The organism is Actinoplanes lutulentus (assembly GCF_003259845.1).
GTDB lineage: Bacteria > Actinomycetota > Actinomycetes > Mycobacteriales > Micromonosporaceae > Actinoplanes > Actinoplanes lutulentus.
This window is the reverse complement of the sequence record NZ_QLMJ01000002.1, coordinates 470621-489679: the sequence shown is the minus strand read 5'-3', so window position 1 is coordinate 489679 and position 19059 is coordinate 470621. Positions and strand designations below refer to the sequence as shown.

The window sequence follows — 19059 nt, the reverse complement described above, 5'->3', positions numbered from 1 at the left end:
TCCGCGCCGCGCCGCGCGCCCGGCAAAGTGGTCCTGTGACCGGAACTCACAAGATAGCCGTGCTGGTCCTGCCGGGCGCCTCGCCACTCGACCTCGGCGTCACCATGCAGGTCTTCTCACCCCGCGACGGCCACCCGTCATACGATCTGACGCCCTGCTCGCTGGCGCCCGGCCCGGTGCCCGGCCGCGACGGGCTCGGCTTCGTCGTCGAGGCCGGCCTGGAGGCGATCGCCGAGGCGGACACCGTCATCGTCCCCGGGTTCCGCCTGCCGCAGCGCCCGCCCGCGCCGGCCGCCCTCGACGCGCTGCGCGACGCCGCGTTCCGGGGCGCCCGGATGGTCTCGATCTGCGGTGGCGCGTTCGCGCTCGCCGCGGCCGGCATCCTCGACGGCCGCCGCGCCACCACGCACTGGCGGCTGGCCCCGATCCTGGCCCGCGACTACCCCAAGGTGCACGTCGACGGCAGCGTGCTCTTCGTCGACGAGGGCCAGGTGCTGACGTCGGCCGGGGTGGCCGCCGGCATCGACCTCTGCCTGCACATCATCCGGCGCGACCACGGGGTGCAGGCGTCGAACGCGGTGGCCCGGGTCATCGTCGCGGCGCCGTACCGCAGCGGCGGACAGTCGCAGTACGTGCCACGGAGCATCCCGGAACCGCTCGGCGACGTGTTCGCGGCGACCCGGGAGTGGGCGCTGCGCAACCTCGACGAGACGCTCACGGTGTCCGCTCTCGCGCGGCACGCCCGGGTCTCCGAGCGCACGTTCGGCCGGCGGTTCGTCGAGGACACCGGGTACACGCCGATGCAGTGGATCCTGCGGGCCCGGGTCGACCTGGCGCGGGAGCTGCTGGAGTCGAGCGACCTCGGCGTCGACCAGGTGGCGGCGCGGGTCGGGCTGGGCACCGGGGCGAACCTGCGGCTGCACTTCCAGCGGGTGCTGTCCACGACGCCGACCGAGTACCGGCGCGCCTTCCGCTGGCGGGAACCTCGCGCTTCCTGACGCTTCTCCCGCTTTTTTCAGCTTTTATCGTGAACAAAGCTGAACCCATGACACGCATCGCCATCAACGGCTTCGGCCGCATCGGCCGCAGCCTGCTCCGAGCCGCGATCGACGACCCGGACCTGCGGATCGTCGCGATCAACGACCTGACCGACCCGGCCACCCTCGCCCACCTGCTGCGTTACGACAGCACCCTCGGCCGGCTCGGTCGCGGTGTCGAGGCACACGACGACCACCTGATCGTCGACGGCCGGCGCATCGAGGTGTCCCGCGAACGCGACCCGTCGCTCCTGCCCTGGAAGGAGCTCGGCGTCGACATCGCCGTCGAGTCGACCGGCCGGTTCACCGCTGCCGCCGACGCCCGCGCCCATCTCGCCGCCGGGGCCCGCAAGGTGCTGGTCAGCGCCCCGTCGAAGGGCGCCGGCATCACCATCGCGTACGGACTGAACCACGGCGACTACGACCCGGCCGTCCACGACGTCGTGTCGAACGCCAGCTGCACGACGAACGCACTCGCCCCGATCGCGGCCGTCCTCGACGATCTCGCCGGTATCGAGGTCGGATCGATGACCACGATTCACGCGTACACACAGGAGCAGAACCTGCAGGACGGCCCGCACCGCGATCTGCGGCGGGCTCGGGCCGCGGCTCTCAACATCGCGCCGACCACCACCGGCGCGGCCACCGCGATCGGCACGGTCCTGCCGCGGCTGCAAGGCCGTCTCACCGGCTATTCGGTACGCGTACCCGTCCCGGTCGGCTCCCTGGTCGAGCTGAACGCCCTGGTCGAACGCCCGGTCACGGCCGCCGAGATCAACAGCGCGTTCGAAGCGGCGGCGGCCGGACCCCTGCGGGGCATCCTCGAGTTCTCCTCGGACCCGCTGGTCTCCAGCGACATCACCGGCAATCCGGCGTCCTCCATCGTCGACTCGCTGCTGACCGCCGCACAGGGCCGCCTCGTCAAGGCCGTGGCCTGGTACGACAACGAATGGGGCTTCGCCAACCGCGTCGCCGACACACTGCGCCTGCTGGGCCGGAGTTAGTCTCTAGACTGTCGCGATGGCGGTCACCCTGGCAGATGTGGCCCGGCTTGCCGGGGTCTCCCCCGCGACCGTCTCCCGCGTGATCAACGACAGCGCGAAACGGGTCAACGACGACCTCCGGGAGCGGGTCCTGGCCGCGGTCGCGCACCTGCACTACGTACCGAACGCGCACGCTCAGAACGTGGCCCGTCCCCGCCAGTCCGCCGTCGGCGTGATCGTCCACGACGTCTCCGACCCGTACTTCGCCGAGATCACCCGCGGTCTCCAGCGCCAGGCCTGGGACCACGACCGGCTGCTGGTGATCTGCAACAGCTATCGGGATCCGGAGCGCGAGCTGGCGTACGTCGCCCTGCTCCGCGCCCAGCAGGTGCACGCGCTGATCCTGGCCGGCTCCGGCTATCACGACGACGACTTCACCGACCGTCTGAACGCCGAGCTGTCCGCGTATCAACATGCCGGCGGCCGGGTCGCGGTGATCGGCCGGCACCGCCTGGTCGGTTCCGCGGTCCTGCCGGCGAACGAGGCCGGCGCGCACGCCCTCGGCCTGCGCATCCTCGGCCTCGGTCACCGGCGGGTCGGCGTCATCGCCGGCCCTCGCACCCTGACCACCACCACCGACCGCCTGACCGGTTTCCGCCGGGCCTTCACCGACCTCGGCGTTCCCCTCCCCGCTCATCGCGTCGTGCACGCCGACTTCACCCGCGACGGCGGCATGACCGCGGCCACCACCCTGCTGGACACCGACCCGACCCTGACCGCCCTGATCACCCTGAACGACTCCATGGCGGTCGGCGCCCTCGCCACCCTGCGCGACCGCGGCGTCCGCGTACCCGACGACATCTCGGTGACCGGTTTCGACGACATGCCGATCGCCCGCGACGTCACCCCGCCGTTGACCACCGTCCGCCTGCCGCTGGTCGAGATGGGCGAGCGCGCGATGGCCCTCGCCCTCGGCGACGACCCGCTCCCCCGCACCGAGCCGGCCGAGGCCACCATCGCCTGGCGCTCCAGCTGCGCGCCTCCCTCACCCTGACTTCTTGGGTACGCCCAAAGGCCCGCTTGTGCGAACGCCGGCTGAGCGTCAGGCGTCGACGTGGACGCGTTCACCGTCGTGGTCGAGGATCGCTATCACCTCGGCCGGGCCGCCGTGGGCGCCGATCGCGTGCGGGACCATCGTGGAGAACGCCGCCGCCTGACCTGCCTCGATCAGGATCGTCCGCTCGCCCAGCACCAGCTCGATCGTCCCGGACAGCACCGTGAACCAGTCCCGGCCCGGGTGCACCCGCAGCGCGTCCGGCCCGCGGTCGGGCGGCTGGGTGACCCGCATCCGGGCGACCGTCATGCCCTGCCGGCCGGGTTCGTGGTTGAGCACCCAGGTGGTGATCCCCCGCTCCGGGTGGTGATGCGGCTTGATCACCACCTCGTCGCTCGCCGTCTCGACGAGTGAGTCGAGGCTGGCCCCGAGCGCCCGGGCGATCGCGGTCAGCTGGTCGAGCCCGATCCGCCGGTGCCCGGTCTCGATCCGGCTCAGCGTCGACGGGCTCAGATAACAGCGTGTGGCGAGCTCGTCCAGCGACCAGCCCTTCGCCAGCCGGAGCCCTCGAATCCGCGCCCGAACCAGCGCGTCCACTTCAGCGTCTTGCGTCATACGCAAGAGTATATGCGCTTCCCGCAAGAAGGTCGTATGGTTGACCCATGCCACACGACGACCACCACACCCCGGCCGCACCGCACACCCACGGCGGCCAGCACGGACACGGCGGCCAGCACGGACACGGACATGGCGAGCAGCACGGGCACGGGCATGGCGGACAGCACGGCGGCGGATCGGATCTGACGCTGCCGAACCTGCTCGACCTGGATGCCGAAGTCGCCCGTACCCAGGTGGAAGCCCTGACCGCCCAGATCGCCGGCCTCGCCGGCGATCACCCGATCCGCACGATCCTGGACGTCGGCAGCGGCACCGGAACCGGAACGTTCGCCCTGCTCAACCGCTTCCCCGAGGCCGTCTCCACCACTGTCGACAGCTCCGACGAGATGCTCCAGCACCTGGCGGAGAGCGCCGGCCGGCACGGCGTGGCCGACCGCATCCGGCCGCTCCGGGCCGACCTCGACGCGGGCTGGCCCAGCGTCGAGCAGGTCGACCTGATCTGGGCGGCCTCATCGATGCACCACATGGCCGAACCGGACCGCGTCCTGCGCGACATCCGCGCCACGCTGCGCCCGGGCGGCCTGTTCGTGGTGGTCGAGATGGACGCGATGCCCACGTTCCTGCCGGCCGGCTTCGCGAACGGCCTGGAGGACCGCTGCCAGGCCGCCGCCGCGAAGGCCCGCGCCGAGCACCTGCCGAACGCCGGCGCGAACTGGTCCGAGCGCCTGACCGCGGCCGGCTTCACCGTGCTGACCGAGCGGACCCTGACCGTCGAGGTCCCGGCCCCGCTCCCGGACAACGCCCTGCGGTACGCCACCACGGTCCTGAGCCGGTACCGGACAGCCCTCGGCGACCTGATCTCTCCCGATGACCAGGCCGCGCTGGACGAGCTGCTCGTCCCCGGTGCCCTCGCCGCCCAGAAGATCGTCTCCCTGACGAGCACGAGAGACGTCTGGATCGCCCGTTAGCCGATCGGGACTCCGGCTCGCTCCTCCAGGGTGACCTTGATGCGGTCGGCCTGGAGGCGGCTCTTGATGCCGGTGATCGACTGGACCCGGTTGCGGGTGATCCGGCCGTTGACGGCCAGGTACTCCTCCAGCTGACCGCCGTACACCTCGAGGATCTCCTCGTCGGACGCCGACCGGGCGCTCTGCGGGCGCGGCATCAGGTGCTGCCACGGCTGGGAGCCACCCGAACCCGGCTGCCCACCCAGCGCCAGCAGGTAGTCGCCGATGAACCCGCGGATCGTGTCCTCGTCCAGCCGCGGCGCGCTGGGCGCGAGGAGTTCGGCCAGGTCGTAGGGGTCGGCCGGCAGCTCGCCCTGGCTGAGCTCCTCCTCCAGGGCGGCGTGCAGCTCTTCGAGCGCGGCCAGCCAGGGTGCCGAGCCGGGCGCCGCGGTCGCGGGTTCCGGGAGGAAATCACGCCATGGGTACGCGACCTCGCCGTACTCCCCGTTGAGTTCGCGGACGTAGTCGTTGACGAATGCCCGCACCACGCCTTCGCCGAGTTCCGAGTTACGGGAGGCGAGGTTGCGGGCGAGTTCGCCGATCCGGGTGTACGTCATGTCCGGCAGATCCTCGGAGCTGATCTCCTGGGCGACGGCCTTGCTGAGCCGGTCGACGGCGAGCCGCCACCACGGCGAGCCGACGATGCTGACGGCGGGACGCGCCCCGGTCCCGATCGAAGCCCAGGCCGGGATGGCCGGAGCCGGCGACACGGGCGCGGCGGGAATCGCCACCGGCGGCACCGGCACGGGCACCGAGGCCGACGCGATGACCGGAGCGGTCGGCACCGCAGCGGTCGACCCAGGAGCAGTCAGCACAGGAGCGGTCGACACAGGAGCGGTCGGTACCGGCGCGGCGGGCACGGGCGCGGTGACCGCGGGGACCACGGCCGGGACGGTAGCCGTGCCACCCGGCAGGTCCTCAACCGACCGGCGAGGCGCCGGCACCGGAACGGGAATGCCCACCGATCCGTTCCGCGGCTCGGCAACAGGAGAGACGACCGCGGTCTCCTCCTGGGCCACCGGCTGCATGAACCGCACCGGCTGGACCAGCGGCGCGGCGGGAACGGCCGGCGCCGTGACCGGCAGCTCCGCCACCGGCTCCGCGGAGGACGACACCGTCAGCAGCTCCGTGGCCACGCCCGCCGACGCCGGCGCCGCCACCTGGAGGCCGCCGGGCAGCAGCAGGTCCATCACCCGCTGAATCCGCGCCAGCTGCTGGACCACATCGGCCACCACCGGCTCGCCGGCGGTCCGGGCGTCCTTCAGCAACCGGGACTTCCACCACGCCTGCGGCCAGCGCTTGCCGCTCACCCGGTGGTAGTTCACGACCATCCGGCGGACCTGCCGTTCGGCGGCCATGCGTACCAGATCGGGGTCGTCGTCGGGGATCAGCCAGCCCCAGCGTTCGGCCATCCGGCGCGGGCTGTAGGCGAAGCGGCCGCGGCGCACGCGCTGACCGGCGGCGGTCAGCGCCGCCCACCACATCAGGAAGATCACACAGGGTACGGCGAGACGCAGCAGTTTCTCGGTGCCCGTGACGGCGTTGCTGGCCACGATGATGCCGGAGATCGCGGCGATCAGAGCGGCGATGTAGAGCATCGGCCCGGGGTGACCGGGCGTGATGATCTTGCCGTCCGGACCGTATGTCGTGGTCCGCCGGTACTGCTCGGCGGCGAGCGAGGTCGCGGTCAGGAAGCAGATCTCGAAGACGGCGAAGACCAGCACCGCGAAGATCTTCGGCAGTTTGAGCTGGTCGACCGCGATGACCCACATGCCCTCCGCGTTGAGCAGCAGGGCGAGGTTCATGCTGAACGCCAGGGCGACCGGACGCAGCGGCTTCTGAGATTTCTTGGCCCAGACGAACAGGCCGATGAGCGCGAAGACGCCGATCAGGCCCCCGCCGAGCAATACGAGGGCGGCGTAATCGCGCCAGAAATCCGCGATCAGGTCGTTGAGCTGCCTCACGCCGGTAACCCCTTTCCTTCAACTCGCCGGGCTTTCTACCACGCCGGTGTTACGCGCGCCGGCGAACGCTACCGGACCGGGCACGCCGCGCGCGATTCCGCTGCCGAGTGGCGAGCTCCCGATGATCACCTTACGGTCGAAGATCGACAACATTGGGTACGGAGGAGGACTTATCGGATGGGTTGGATGCTCGTGGCGGCCGTGGTCGTCTCCGCCGCGCTATTCGGCGGATGGGTGATCGCGAAGGGCCGCCAGCCGGCCCCGCCCGCACCGTTCGAAGTGGACGAACTGCTCGCCGACGCGGACGCGGTACGCGCGGCGGCCGGACGCGCGGTGGTGGCCGCCGACGAGGCGAGAGATCGGGCGGAGTCCGCTGAACAGGCCAGTTCCGAGGCCGAGCAGCGGTACCTGGCGTCCCAGTGGGAGACCCGCGCGGAGCCGGAGGACGAGGCGAACCGTCTCGTTCAGAAGGCGGCTCTGGACGCGTACCAAAGGGGTGATCTGAGCGTGACGCAACTGAACAACATCTGGGAACAGTCGGGTGCTCCCGAATGGGAGCCGAAGAACGTCGACGCGGCGCGCGAGGAGTACGACCGCGCGCTCGCCGAGACGGCCCAGGTGCGGCACGAGGCGCACGTGGCGGAGGTGGCGGCCGAGGTCCTCGCCGAGGAGACCCGGATCGTCGAACACGACGTGCGAATGGCCCGCCAGGAGGCCCGCCCCGGTCTGGAAGGCCTCCTGCGAGCCGGCGACTAACCCATGTGTGGGTACGCGTGCCCGACCGCCGGCACGAACGTCTCCTTGATCGTCCGAGGCGACGTCCACCGGACGAGGTTGTGCCAGGATCCGGCCTTGTCGTTGGTGCCGGAGGCCCGGCCACCGCCGAACGGCTGCTGTCCGACGACGGCGCCGGTGGGCTTGTCGTTGAGGTACAGGTTGCCGGCCGTGAACCGCAGCCGGCGACCCAGATCCTCCAGGACGCCCCGGTCCTGCGCGAAGATCGCCCCGGTCAGCGCGTAGGGGCTGGCGGTGTCGACCAGGTCCACGACCTCGTCGAGGGAGTCGTAGACGTACACGGCGAGGATCGGACCGAAGTACTCGGTGGTGAACACCTCGTCGGCCGGGTCGGTGCAGGCGATGACGGTGGGGCGTACGAAATAACCCACGTTGTCGTCGACGGTGCCGCCGGCGAGAATCGTGCAGGAGGGTGTCGCGTCCGCGCGCGAGAGCGCGGCGGCGTGCCGGGCGAAAGCCCGGCGGTCGATGACCGCGCCACCGAAGTGCGAGAAGTCGGTTATATCGCCATAAGTTATCGCGTCAACTGTCGCTATGAGTTGATCACGGACACCGCCCTCCCAGAGAGAACGCGGAATGTAGGCCCGGGAGGCGGCCGAACACTTCTGTCCCTGGAACTCGAAGGCACCCCGGACGAGTGCCGTCACCAGCGCATCCACGTCGGCGGACGGGTGAGCGAGCACGAAGTCCTTGCCGCCGGTCTCGCCGACAAGACGCGGATAGGACCGATATCTCGCGACATTGGCACCTACCGCCGACCACAGGGTCTGAAAAACCCCCGCCGAACCCGTGAAGTGGATGCCCGCCAGATCAGGATCGGTCACCACCACATCGGAGACGGCCAGCCCATCACCCGTTACCATGTTGATCACACCGGCTGGCAGCCCGGCCGCTTCGAAGAGCCGCATCGTGTGGTGTGCGGCGAGTTGCTGGGTGACCGACGGCTTCCAGATCACCGTGTTGCCCATCAGCGCCGGCGCCGACGGCAGGTTCCCGGCGATCGCGGTGAAGTTGAACGGTGTGATCGCGTAGACGAAGCCTTCGAGGGGCCGGTGGTCGATCCGGTTCCAGACGCCGGGCGACGAGATCGGCTGCTGCTCCAGGATCCCCTGCGCGAAGTGCACGTTGAACCGCAGGAAGTCGATCAGCTCGCAGGCCGCGTCGATCTCCGCCTGCTGCGCGGTCTTGGACTGACCGAGCATCGTGGCGGCGTTCAGGGTGTCGCGCCACGGACCGGCGGCCAGGTCGGCGGCCTTCAGGAAGATCGAGGCTCGGGCCTCGAACGGCAGCTCCCGCCAGCCCGGAGCGGCGGCGGTCGCTGCGGTGACGGCGGCCCGCGCGTCGGCGTGGGTGGCGTTGCGGGTCACGCCGAGCACGTGCGCGTGACGGTGCGGCTGGACGACGTCGTGCGCCTCGCCACCACCCATCCGCGACACGCCGCCGACGGTCAGGGTCAGCTCGGCGGTCTCCCCCGCCAGCTCGGCGATCCTCTTGAGCAGGGTGAGGCGTTCCGGGGAACCGGGGGCGTAGCCGCGCACCGGCTCGTTGATCGGTGTGGGCACCGTCATTGCTCGTTCTCCACATCAGTTGCCAGCGTGCCGAGATAGAGCTCGATCACCTTGGGGTCGTGCATGAGTTGGTCGCCGGTACCGGTGTGCGCGTTGCGCCCCTGGTCCAGCACGTACGCGCGATCGCAGATCTGCAGGCAGCGCCGGGCGTTCTGCTCCACCATGACCACCGCCACTCCGGACCGGGAGATCCGGTACGCGTGCAGGAACACCTCGTCCTGCCGCTGCGGGGAGAGCCCGGCCGACGGCTCGTCGAGCAGCAGCACCGACGGGTTCGTCATCAGCGCCCGGGCCATCGCGAGGGTCTGCCGCTGACCGCCGGAGAGCGATCCGGCTCTCTGCTTGAGCCGCGCGGTGAGATCCGGGAAGAGGTCGCAGACCGCGGCGAGGCGGCCGGCGAACTCCTTGGGCCGCTGGAAGATCCCGATCTCCAGGTTCTCCCGCAGCGTCAGGTCGGTGAAGACGTTGTTGTTCTGCGGCACGAATCCGACGCCCCGGGCCACCAGTTTCTCCGCGCTGATCCCGGTGACGTCCTCGCCGCCGATCAGCACCTGCCCGCTGCGGATCCGCACCATCCCGAAGATGGCCTTGAGCAGCGTGGACTTGCCGGCGCCGTTGGGGCCGAGGACGCCGACCAGCTCGCCCTTGCCGGCGGTCAGGTCACACCCGTTCAGGATGTCGATGCCGGGGAGATAACCGCCGACCAGGCTCTTCACTTCAACGACGGTCATGCTTCCATCTCCCGGACGAGCTCACGCAGATCGGTGTCGTGGTGCGCGCCGAGATAGGCGTCGACCACCGCCGTGGACGAGAGCACCTCGCCGGGCACCCCCTCGGCGATGATCCGGCCCTCGGCCATCACGATCACCCAGTCCGCGACGTACCGGACCATGTGCATGTCGTGCTCGACGAAGAGCACGGTCATGCCCTGGTTCTTCAGGTCCTTGATGTGGTGCAGCAGCGATTGGGTGAGCGCCGGGTTCACGCCGGCCATCGGCTCGTCGAGCATCACCAGTGACGGCTCGTTCATGATCGCGCGGGCCATCTCGAGGAGCTTGCGCTGCCCGCCGGAGAGGCTGGCGGCGTAATCGTGCGCCTTGGCGCCGAGCTTGAACCTCTCCAAGATCTCCAGTGCTCGCGCGCTGTCGGATCTCTCCTGCTTCCTCCAGAAGAAGGGAAGCAGCCGCTCCCCCCGCTGATTCTTCGACCCGAGCAACATGTTCTCCAGCACGGTCAGCCGGCCGAGCACCTTGGTGAGCTGGAACGTGCGCACCATGCCGCGCCGCGCGACCTGCCACGGCGCGAGACCGGCGATGGGCTTGCCTTCGAAGCTCCACGCCCCGGTCTGCGGCTTGTCGAAACCGGTCAGCAGGTTGAAGAACGTGGTCTTGCCGGCGCCGTTCGGCCCGATCAGTGCGGTGATCTTGCCGCGCGGCATCTCCACGTGGTCGACGTCGACGGCGGTGACCCCGGCGAAGTGCCGGTGAACGCGGTCGGCGACCAGAATGGGGTCTCTCTTACTTGGCATCGAAGCTCAGCTCCGTCCGGTTTCCGAGGATGCCCTGCGGGCGGAACACGACCAGCAGAACCAGCGCCACCCCGACCAGAACGAACCGCAGCTGACTGCCCTGCGTCACGTTGTCGAAAAGGCCGCCGTCCACGCCCAGATTCACCAGCTCGTCGGTGAAACGCATGACCACCCAGAAAATCATCGAGCCGAGAATCGGACCGAAAACCGTGGCGGCGCCGCCGAGAATGAGCATCGTGTACATGTTGAAAGTCATCCGGGTCGCGAAGTCGAACGGCTGCACCGACGTCGGCTGCACGTACAGAATTCCGGCCGCCGCTCCGATCACCCCACCGATGACCAGCGCCTGGAGCTTGTAGAGATTGACGTTCTTACCGAGGCTGAGCATCGCGTGCTCGTCCTCGCGAATCCCCTTGAGCACCCGCCCCCACGGACTGCGCACCAGCAGATAAATGGCGCCGGCGGTCAGCAGCACCACCAGCCAGTCGACGGTGGCGATCCATAAATCGTTGCTACCGAAAGTCCAAGGACCTACCGTCACCACCCCACTTGGGTACGGGTTGGAGCCCTTCAGCCAGCCCGAATACTCGTTGTAAAGGCCATTGGCGCCGCCCGTCCATTTCGCGAAAGCACTGGAGTTCAGGGCGAACCGGATGATCTCGGCGGCCGCGATGGTGACGATCGCCAGATAATCGGCGCGCAACCGCAGCGTCGGCACGCCGAGCAGGAGCGCGTACCCGGCCGCGAGCACCAGGGTGACCGCGATGGCGAGCGGCGTGGAGAAGCCGAACGTCATGACCGAGATCGCGAAGCCGTACGCGCCGATGGCGACGAAGCCGGCCTGGCCGAAATTGAGCAGGCCGGTGAAGCCGAAGTGGACGTTGAGCCCGATCGCCGCGAGGGCGTACGCCGCCGTGGTCGGGGTGATCAGCTCGCGCAGTGAGTTCCAGATGATGTCCATGCCGACCCCTAACCGATCCGCTCACGGCGGCCGAAGATGCCCTGCGGGCGTACCAGCAGGACGATGACCAGGACCGCGAGGCCGCCGACGTACTTCATGTCGGCGGGGATCCAGAGCACCAGGATCTCGGTGCAGAGGCCGACCACGATCGAGCCGGCCAGGGTGCCGAAGGACGTGCCGAGGCCGCCCAGGATCACCCCGGCGAACATCAGCAGCAGCAGGTTGAAGCCCATGTCGAAGGAGACCTGGTTGAAGACGCCGAGCAGCACGCCGGACAGCGCGGCGAGCGCACCCGCGAGGACCCAGACGATGCGGGTGATCTTGTCGACGGCGACGCCACTGGTCGCCGCGAGCGCGGTGTTGCCGGCGATCGCCCGGGTGGCCTTGCCGATCCGGCCGTGCTTGAGCCACAGCCCGACGCCGGCGAGCACCACGATGCTGATGCCCATGCCGGCGTAACTGGTGGCCGGCATGACCACGGGCCCGAGGGTGACCGTGCCCCAGCTCTCCTCGGTCATCCCGCGCGAGGCGCTGCCGAAGGAGAACTGCATGAGGCTGCGGATCGCCATGCTGATGCCGATGCTGGCGATCATCAGGGTGATCAGGGAGACGCCCCGGCGGCGCAGCGGCCGCCAGAACGCGACGTCCTGGGCGTACCCGAAGAACCCGCCGAGCACCGTGGCGACGGCCGCCGCGAGCAGCAGCGGCAACCCCAGCACGTGGGCGAGGACGAAGCCCGTCAGGCCACCGAAGGTGACGCTCTCGCCGTGTGCGAAGTTCGTGAACCGGGAGGTGCCGAAGACCAGCGAGAGACCGATCGCGGCGATGGCGATGAGCAGCCCGAGGTTGAATCCGGAGACGGCGCGCTGGGCGAGCCGGTCGGTGAAGCTCGCGACCTGCTGGGAGCTCTCGGTCGTGGAGACCACGACGTTGAGCACAGGGAGGGTGGTCGGCGATTCGACCAGCTCTTTGTCCACCTCGTACTCATCGCCGGCGAAGTGGCCGGAGGCGGCCGTGGTGTCGATGGTCAGCGTGTAGGTACCCGGACCGGGCACCGGAATGATCTCCCAGCGGCCCTTGTCGTCGGTGGTGTCGCTGCCCACGACCGTGTCGCCGTCCTTGACCTGGACGGCGGCGCCGCTGACCGGCTGTTTCTCCCCGTCCCGCAGCAGGCCGCGGAAGCCCCACTCGTCGGCCGGCGCTGCAGCGGCTGGAGACGGCAGGGCGAGGACACATGCCAGCGCCAGGACCGCCAGCAGCCACCTGATGGCTTTGCTCGGTGTCACTGAGGTTTTTCCTTGTCGTCAGCGGTAACCCCGGCACCGTCGCCGGGGCCACCGTGGGTCCTGGCTTTGTTACGGGGCGACCGCGTACGAGCCCTTGTCGTCGTATGCGTAGAGGTTGTAGGCCGTCTCGGTGACGTCGTTGTTGGAGGCGAACTTCAACCCGCCGCTAAGGCCGTCGTAATCGACCTTCGTGCCGGCCGCGAGCAGGTCGGCGCACTCCTTGAAGGCCTTGCACTTGGTCGAGCCCTCGGCGCCGCCGGAGACCTCGGCCATCTTCGCGGCGACCGCCTTGCCGTCGGCCGACTTCGCGGCGATGGCCGCCAGGGCGGAGACGATCACGGCGTCGTAGGTCGATCCTGCGTACGCAAAGGATTTGAGGTTGGGGTTCTTCGCCAGGAGCTTCTTGTCGAATTCGGCCTCGACGGCCGGGTCGGGGCCGGCCAGGAATCCGCGCAGGCCCTTCAGCAGCGACGGCTTGATCGTGTATTTGCCGAGCGTGGAGTTCGACAGGTACAGATTCTTGTCGGTGAACCCGTGCGTGCCGACCAGCGACTCGATCATGCTGCCGGAGTACGAGGCGTAGGAGAGCAGCACGATCGACTCGGGCTTGGCCGCGACAACGGCGTCGACCTGCGCGCTGTAATCAGTATCAGTCGTGTTGAACTGCTGCTGCGCCACGACCTCGACGCCGGCTGCCGTGAACGACTCCACCATCGACTTCTGGAACGCCTGACCCCAGGCGTCGTTCTGCGCGATGATCGCCGCGGTGGCGTGCCCGTCCTGGACGACCAGGTCGGCGAGCTTGGCCGCTTCCAGCGCGTCGGTCGGTGCGGTGCGGAAGTACAGCGGGTTGATGCCGGTCAGGCTCGACGAGGTGTTCGAGCCGGAGACCTGCAGCGCCCCGGACTCGGTGATCTTGCTGACGATGGCGCCGGACATGCCCGAGCCGTAAGCGCCGATCACCACGTTCGATCCCCAGGTGACCAGGCTGTCGACGGCCTGGACCGCGGTGTCGTTGTTGTCGGTCGAGTCGACCTGCTTGAGCTCGACCTTGCCGCCGTTCACGCCACCCGCCGCGTTGATCTCCTCGACCGCGACGTCGACCGCGCTGACCAGGGCTTCACCTGCACCTGCGTAGGCCGTGTGCGGCAGGATCGCGCCGACCTTCAGCGGCCCGCCGGTCTTTTCTTCAGGGGCGTCACCGCTCGACGAGCAGGCGGTGAGAGCGACCACGAGGCCACCGGTGACGAGCGTAGTTATAAGTCCACGACGGACAGCAGCCATGCTGCACTCCTATTCACGGTGCGGATACCAATCGGTATACGAGAGTCTCGCCGATCTTGTATCCGGCACCGTATACAGAGCCCATTACGACAATGTAACGAAAGCCCGGAGGCCGATGGCCTCCGGGCTTCTGCGCTGGTCGCGGTAGGTTAGATCGCTTGCTTCAAGATCATTTGGGTACGCCCGATGTGCTCCCGAACCAGCATCTCGACCGCCGCACCGTCACGGTGTGTCAACGCTTCAATCATCTGACGGTGCTCGGCGTTGACCTCGGCGGCGTCCTTGGCCGACATGAGCCAGGTAGCGCTCAGCGACCAGTGGCTGATGTTGGTCCGCTGCGCGAACTGGACGAGCAACGGGTTGCCGCAAGCCGCCGTGATCAGCCCGTGGAACTGCCGGTTGAGCCGGTTCAGGTCCTTCACCGTCGAACCGGGCTGGTCGATCGCGTCGGCGATCCGGGCCAGCTGCTCCAGGTCCTCGGTGCTGATGTGCTCGGCGGCCAGGCGCGCCGCGGCACTCTCCACGGCGGCGCGAGCCTCGACGATCTGCAGCGCTTCCTGGGGCGAGTGGTCGCGTACCACCCAGCCACGAACCCGGGTGACCAGGCCCTCCTGCGCGAGGCGGAGCAGCGCCTCGCGTACCGGGGTGCGGCTCACTTCGAGGGATGCGGCCAGTTCCTCTTCGACGAGCCGGCGGTTCGGGGCGATGTCGCCGTCCAGGATCGCGTCGCGCAGCTCCTGGTACGCCTTGTCCGCAGCGAACTGGACCCCGTCGACCGGGGCGGGCTGCAAACTTTTCGGGAGTACCACGGCGGTCCTTCACGGGTCTTCGTTTTCGGGTTGAGAAGACTTGAGTGTATGTGGCCGTCCTACGCGCGAAGGGCCCGGTCACCGTGGTGACCGGGCCCTTCGTCAACTGCTAGTTCACGCGTTCAGCGTGCAGGGGGCGAGGCCCTCCGCGTTGAGGTTCGGCTTGGCGGCGTTGCGGCCGATCGCCGTCTCGATCCGGTTGATCGTCGCGAACCGCTTGTCCTCCAGCGGGCCGAGGACCGCGTTCTGGATGAAGTTCGCTCCACCCTGACCCTGCGTGCTGATGATCCGGGCGTTCGCTTCCTTGATCTGCGTGTTCAGCAGCTCCAGGTTGCGGGCCACCTCAGCCGCCGCCTGCGCCGGAACGGCCACACCGATGGTCACTGCCGGGCAGTTCACGGTCTTGACAGCGCCGTTACCGGCGTTCCCGTTGCCATTGCCGGCAGCGGCGGTGGCGACGGCGGTCGGCTGGGCCGCGGAGGCCGCACCGTTCTGGTTCAGGCTGCACGGCGACAGACCCTCGGCGTTCAGGTTCGGCTTCGGGGCGTTGCGGCCGATCGCCGTCTCGATCCGGTTGATCGTCGCGAACCGCTTGTCCTCCAGCGGGCCGAGAATCGCGTTCTGGATGAAGTTCGCCCCACCCTGACCCTGCGTGCTGATGATCCGGGCGTTCGCTTCCTTGATCTGCGTGTTCAGCAGCTCCAGGTTCCGCTCGACCTCAGCCTTGGCCTGCGCCGGAACCGCGACGTTGATGGTCACGGCCGGGCAGTTCACGGTCGCCACACCGGCTGCGGCGCCGTTACCGGTGTTGCCGCCGGCGTTGTTTCCGGCCGCTGCGCTCGGCACGACCGCGGGCTCGGGCGCCGCGTTGCCGCCGCCGTTGGCGTTCAGCGAACAGGGCGCGAGGGCCTCCGCGTTCAGGTCAGGCTTGGCCGCGGTACGCCCGATCGCCGTCTCCATCCGATTGATGGTGGCGAAACGCTTGTCCTTCAGGGGGCCGAGGATCGCGTTCTGGATGAAATTCGCTCCACCCTGACCCTGCGTACTCACGATCCGGGCGTTCGCCTCCTGGATCTGGGTGTTCAGCAGCGCCAGGTTCCGCTCAATCTCCGCCTTGGCCGAAGCCGGAACGGCCGGCAGCTTGTCCGCCACGGACGCGCAGTTAACGGTCGGCACCGCGGTGTCAGCCGCAGCGGCCACACCCAGTCCGACTCCGACCATCGCCACCGCGACACCCGCCACGCCGGCCACACGCCAGCGCCGGACATTCGATCCGCCGTTGCTCCGGTAGCGCTTCATCTCTGTGCCTTCCTGTCGCACCGCCTACTCGATCGGTCCATACGGGAACGCTCCCACGAGAGATCGAAATAAAGAGAAACTTAAGGTTCGAGGGGTCGCCCTCTTAAGAAACCTGACCGTTAACGATCAGCCAATATCCCGCTGACCAGCCCAAACAAAAACCCACGGTGAGCCTTCATCCCGCCAACACGCGAACCCACGGTGAGCCCCCGTCCCGCCAACACGGGAGCCCACGGTGGGCCGCGCCCCCGCTGGCGGAGATCTTGTGAGCTTGCGGTCGACCACGCGGCACAACCTCACAAGGTCGCCTCGCGTCACCGCCGGCGCCGCGGGCCCGCCGCAGATCTTGAGCGATCCTCCACACCCCGCAGTCGAAAGTCGCTCAAGATCGCAGAAAGGGCCGCTTCTACGCCGCGCATCAACCTGCCACCACAAGGCACGGTGACGCCCCCATAGGTGCGGCGTACGCAATCAGACCGGCAGCTGGGCGCGCGGATGGCGGCGATCTTGTTGACTTTCCCGGACACGTGTCAGCTCAACTCATCAAGATCGAATACGGCTGGTCGATCTTGATGAGTTCACCGCGAACGGTCCGCACAACTCAACAAGATCGAGCTGAGCGGCCGTGCGCCCGCCGGCCCACCTACCCGTTCGCCCGGTCGGCCGATTACCCGTTGGCCCGCTCGCCCGCTCGCCCACTGCCCCGTTGGCCCGTTGGCCCGTGCGCCCATTGGCCCACTGCCTCGTTGGCTCGTTGACGCGTGCGCCCGTTGGCCTGCTGCGATCTTGAGCGACTTTCTACATCGGGCGGTCGGAAATCGCTCAAGATCTGGGGAGCGGCTGCCCCGGGATCTGGCGGGCTGCTCATTGTGTCGAACTGGGGTTCAATATGCGCCCGAACTCGACACGCGCCTCTGACAGCGCGCGCCCTTTCAGACAGCGCGCGCCCGTTCTGACAGCGCCCACCCCTTCTGAGAGCGCCCGCCCCTGTCGACCCCGGGTGCGGCACGGACCCGAACTCGACACTCAGGCTCGGCCTCGCGTCTGCTGGTGATCTGGCGTCACCACGAACGCCGGGTCGCGGCGGGTGTCACTATCGCAGGAATCAGGGCAGCAGCAACCACCAGATGACACACCGCCCCCCCGCCCCGGACGGCGGCGGGCACATCTGGCCCACCGCCATCTGAGAAACGCGGCACGTCAGATGCGGCCTGCTCCGGCGTAAACGTTCACCAGAGCCGGTACCTGAGCCGCCGGGGAAAGGCCCGCTCGCAGGGCCGGAGTCCAGCCCGCGTCGGTGCCCAGGTCGGGGTCGTGGGTGGCGTTGTACTCCGCCAGCAGGTTGACCTCGCGGACCGGGCCGGTGCCCACGCGGGCCAGCGTGCCGATCTCGGTGATCGCTGTGCCGCCCCAGTCGTAGACGAACTCGTCCAGGCTGATGTCGGCGCTGTGCAGGAGGAAGTTGTTCTCCGCGTAGATGGCGGAATAGACGCCTACGCCCCACGAATACGAATAGTCGTCCTCGTCGGTCAGATAGTAATAGTTGTTGTAGACGTCCACCTGGCCGAAACGGACGCGCGGCACACGCTGGCCGACGTTCGCGAACTTGTTGTGGTGGATGGTCACGCGCAGCTTGCCGACATCCGCGCCGACCGTGTTCGTCGAGCCGATCAGCATGGTCTTGTCGTGTTCCTGGAAAGTGTTCCAGGAGACCGTCACATAATCCGATGCCCGGATGATGTCCAGGGCGCCGTCGTGCACCTGATAGGGGCGTCCGAAATAGAGCGGCTGCGCCGCGTCGACGTTGTTGCCGTCGCTCAGGGTGTTGTGGTCGGCCCAGACGTGGGTGGCGCCGGTCAATGTCACGAGGTCGTACGCCGAGTTCCAGTTTCCGGCCGCGCCGTCGGTCGGGTCCCACAGCGGGAAACAGTCGGCGGCGTCTTCGAGGCGCAGATTGCGGACGATGACGTTGTCGACGTTCTGGATCAGCAGGTTCGCCCCGACGAGGCGAGCGTTCGGCAGGCCGAGAATGGTGGTGTTCGCGCCGACTCGCAGTTGGATTCGGGCTGCCTGATTGCGCGCGGAGCGCACCCGGGCTTCTTCCAGGGGTCCGCTCGGCCGGGCGGCGGTGCCCCAGACGGCGGGGTCATAAGCGGCGAGATAAGAATCCAGATCGTACGCCGGATCGGCGTAGTCGTCGCAGGTCAGCGGATTGCCCGAGTCGTCGGTGTTGGCGCGGATGGTTCCGGCGATCAGCACGATGCGCGGGGTGGGATCGGTGCCGCCGGCCAGGGCGGCCGCCAGCTCGGCCCGGTTGCGGACCACGAAGACGTGCGCGTCGTCGGCTGCCGCGCCGCCGGTGGTTCCGCTGGTGGCAGCGGCCCATCCGTCGTTAGCGGGCAGAACCTGACGGGCAGCCGCCGGAACGGCAGCGGGAACAGCAGCGGCGGCGGGGACGGCCGCGGCACCAGCGAGGACAAGTGCCACCGAAAAACAAGAAAAGAGAGAAAGGGAGCGCATCGCGAGGCCTACTCGACCGGTTCCAGGTGCATCCACACGAAGACCAGCGGTTCCGAGCCCCGGCTGATCAGGTGGTGGTCCTCCCCCGGTTCGAAGACGACGGCTTCACCCGACTGGAATTTGTCCACCTCGGCACCCTCGATCTCGATGACCCCGCTGCCCTGAATGATGACGAAGACCTCGGGTACGGAATGAACGTGCCGCCCAGGCTCGTCATGCGTACGGAAACCGGGCTGGGCGTAAACCCGGAATCCACCACGCTGCACGACATGACCCGGGAGAACACTGGTGAACTGTGGCCCGCGATAGTGATCCGCGAGCTCGGACACAGCCAATTTGCGCATCG

The 19059-nt window shown here is 68.6% G+C and carries 17 protein-coding genes; 5 read left to right on the top strand and 12 right to left on the bottom strand.

The annotated features are described in order from the left end of the window. The first annotated feature begins 35 nt into the window (after positions 1–35). The 3 genes from B0I29_RS05650 to B0I29_RS05640 are packed head-to-tail and all read left to right on the top strand — an operon-like array spanning position 36 to position 3074. Positions 36–998: a GlxA family transcriptional regulator gene (locus tag B0I29_RS05650; protein ID WP_111647762.1), complete on the top strand. Its 963-nt coding sequence runs from the start codon at positions 36–38 to the stop codon at positions 996–998. A gap of 47 nt (positions 999–1045) precedes the next feature. Further along, positions 1046–2041: a type I glyceraldehyde-3-phosphate dehydrogenase gene (gene gap / locus B0I29_RS05645; RefSeq protein ID WP_111647761.1), complete on the top strand. Its 996-nt coding sequence runs from the start codon at positions 1046–1048 to the stop codon at positions 2039–2041. Positions 2042–2057: 16 nt separating this feature from the next. Continuing rightward, entirely contained in the window at positions 2058–3074 is a 1017-nt protein-coding gene (locus B0I29_RS05640; RefSeq protein ID WP_111647760.1) for a LacI family DNA-binding transcriptional regulator, read from the top strand. Between the two features lie 48 nt (positions 3075–3122). Here the strand turns inward: B0I29_RS05640 and B0I29_RS05635 are convergent, their stop codons facing one another. Then, positions 3123–3689, bottom strand: a complete 567-nt coding sequence (locus B0I29_RS05635; protein WP_111647759.1) for a helix-turn-helix domain-containing protein — start codon at positions 3687–3689, stop codon at positions 3123–3125. A gap of 47 nt (positions 3690–3736) precedes the next feature. On the opposite strand from B0I29_RS05635, the gene B0I29_RS05630 reads away from it, so the two are divergent. Next, the gene (locus B0I29_RS05630) at positions 3737–4660 is read left to right on the top strand and encodes a class I SAM-dependent methyltransferase (RefSeq protein ID WP_111647758.1); all 924 of its coding nucleotides are present in this window, start codon (positions 3737–3739) and stop codon (positions 4658–4660) included. Here B0I29_RS05630 and B0I29_RS05625 read toward each other — a convergent pair. After that, positions 4657–6663, bottom strand: coding sequence for an MFS transporter (locus B0I29_RS05625; RefSeq protein ID WP_111647757.1), 2007 nt, complete (start codon positions 6661–6663; stop codon positions 4657–4659). The genes B0I29_RS05630 and B0I29_RS05625 overlap by 4 nt on opposite strands. Positions 6664–6840: 177 nt before the next feature. Here B0I29_RS05625 and B0I29_RS05620 point away from each other — a divergent pair, with 177 nt between their 5' ends. After that, complete coding sequence (locus B0I29_RS05620) at positions 6841–7419, top strand: hypothetical protein (RefSeq protein WP_111647756.1); 579 nt, start codon at positions 6841–6843, stop codon at positions 7417–7419. On the opposite strand, the gene pruA is transcribed toward B0I29_RS05620, so the two are convergent. The 10 genes from pruA to B0I29_RS05570 all read right to left on the bottom strand — a co-directional run bounded on the left by pruA (position 7416) and on the right by B0I29_RS05570 (position 19057). After that, entirely contained in the window at positions 7416–9026 is a 1611-nt protein-coding gene (gene pruA / locus B0I29_RS05615; protein WP_111647755.1) for an L-glutamate gamma-semialdehyde dehydrogenase, read from the bottom strand. The genes B0I29_RS05620 and pruA overlap by 4 nt on opposite strands. Next, a complete protein-coding gene (locus B0I29_RS05610) occupies positions 9023–9757 on the bottom strand; it encodes an ABC transporter ATP-binding protein (RefSeq protein WP_111647754.1) in 735 nt (244 codons plus the stop codon). Before B0I29_RS05610 ends, pruA begins: the two co-directional genes overlap by 4 nt. Continuing rightward, positions 9754–10554 carry an ABC transporter ATP-binding protein gene (locus B0I29_RS05605; RefSeq protein ID WP_111647753.1) on the bottom strand — a complete coding sequence of 267 codons (801 nt, stop codon included), beginning with the start codon at positions 10552–10554 and terminating at the stop codon, positions 9754–9756. Before B0I29_RS05605 ends, B0I29_RS05610 begins: the two co-directional genes overlap by 4 nt. Beyond that, complete coding sequence (locus B0I29_RS05600) at positions 10544–11515, bottom strand: branched-chain amino acid ABC transporter permease (RefSeq protein WP_111647752.1); 972 nt, start codon at positions 11513–11515, stop codon at positions 10544–10546. The genes B0I29_RS05605 and B0I29_RS05600 overlap by 11 nt, the downstream gene beginning before the upstream one ends. An 8-nt stretch (positions 11516–11523) precedes the next feature. Next, positions 11524–12801 (bottom strand): branched-chain amino acid ABC transporter permease, encoded by a 1278-nt coding sequence (locus tag B0I29_RS05595; RefSeq protein ID WP_111647751.1) that lies wholly within the window; start codon positions 12799–12801, stop codon positions 11524–11526. A gap of 69 nt (positions 12802–12870) precedes the next feature. After that, positions 12871–14085, bottom strand: a complete 1215-nt coding sequence (locus tag B0I29_RS05590; RefSeq protein WP_111647750.1) for an ABC transporter substrate-binding protein — start codon at positions 14083–14085, stop codon at positions 12871–12873. 149 nt (positions 14086–14234) lie between these two features. Beyond that, positions 14235–14894: a GntR family transcriptional regulator gene (locus B0I29_RS05585; RefSeq protein WP_111647749.1), complete on the bottom strand. Its 660-nt coding sequence runs from the start codon at positions 14892–14894 to the stop codon at positions 14235–14237. Positions 14895–15008: 114 nt separating this feature from the next. Further along, on the bottom strand, positions 15009–16193 hold the full coding sequence (locus B0I29_RS05580; protein ID WP_111647748.1) for a hypothetical protein: 1185 nt from the start codon (positions 16191–16193) through the stop codon (positions 15009–15011). A 1200-nt stretch (positions 16194–17393) separates the two neighbouring features. Then, positions 17394–18713: a pectate lyase family protein gene (locus tag B0I29_RS05575; protein ID WP_111647747.1), complete on the bottom strand. Its 1320-nt coding sequence runs from the start codon at positions 18711–18713 to the stop codon at positions 17394–17396. A gap of 8 nt (positions 18714–18721) precedes the next feature. Further along, complete coding sequence (locus B0I29_RS05570) at positions 18722–19057, bottom strand: cupin domain-containing protein (RefSeq protein ID WP_181557699.1); 336 nt, start codon at positions 19055–19057, stop codon at positions 18722–18724. Positions 19058–19059 lie beyond the last annotated feature (2 nt).

Coding starts and splice junctions, on each gene's coding strand:
- B0I29_RS05630 (WP_111647758.1), top strand. CDS start 3,737: ATGCCACACGACGACCACCACACCCCGGCCGCACCGCACACCCACGGC.
- gap (WP_111647761.1), top strand. CDS start 1,046: ATGACACGCATCGCCATCAACGGCTTCGGCCGCATCGGCCGCAGCCTG.
- B0I29_RS05620 (WP_111647756.1), top strand. CDS start 6,841: ATGGGTTGGATGCTCGTGGCGGCCGTGGTCGTCTCCGCCGCGCTATTC.
- B0I29_RS05610 (WP_111647754.1), bottom strand. CDS start 9,757: ATGACCGTCGTTGAAGTGAAGAGCCTGGTCGGCGGTTATCTCCCCGGC.
- B0I29_RS05600 (WP_111647752.1), bottom strand. CDS start 11,515: ATGGACATCATCTGGAACTCACTGCGCGAGCTGATCACCCCGACCACG.
- B0I29_RS05605 (WP_111647753.1), bottom strand. CDS start 10,554: ATGCCAAGTAAGAGAGACCCCATTCTGGTCGCCGACCGCGTTCACCGG.
- B0I29_RS05590 (WP_111647750.1), bottom strand. CDS start 14,085: ATGGCTGCTGTCCGTCGTGGACTTATAACTACGCTCGTCACCGGTGGC.
- pruA (WP_111647755.1), bottom strand. CDS start 9,026: ATGACGGTGCCCACACCGATCAACGAGCCGGTGCGCGGCTACGCCCCC.
- B0I29_RS05635 (WP_111647759.1), bottom strand. CDS start 3,689: ATGACGCAAGACGCTGAAGTGGACGCGCTGGTTCGGGCGCGGATTCGA.
- B0I29_RS05575 (WP_111647747.1), bottom strand. CDS start 18,713: ATGCGCTCCCTTTCTCTCTTTTCTTGTTTTTCGGTGGCACTTGTCCTC.
- B0I29_RS05640 (WP_111647760.1), top strand. CDS start 2,058: ATGGCGGTCACCCTGGCAGATGTGGCCCGGCTTGCCGGGGTCTCCCCC.
- B0I29_RS05580 (WP_111647748.1), bottom strand. CDS start 16,193: ATGAAGCGCTACCGGAGCAACGGCGGATCGAATGTCCGGCGCTGGCGT.
- B0I29_RS05570 (WP_181557699.1), bottom strand. CDS start 19,057: ATGCGCAAATTGGCTGTGTCCGAGCTCGCGGATCACTATCGCGGGCCA.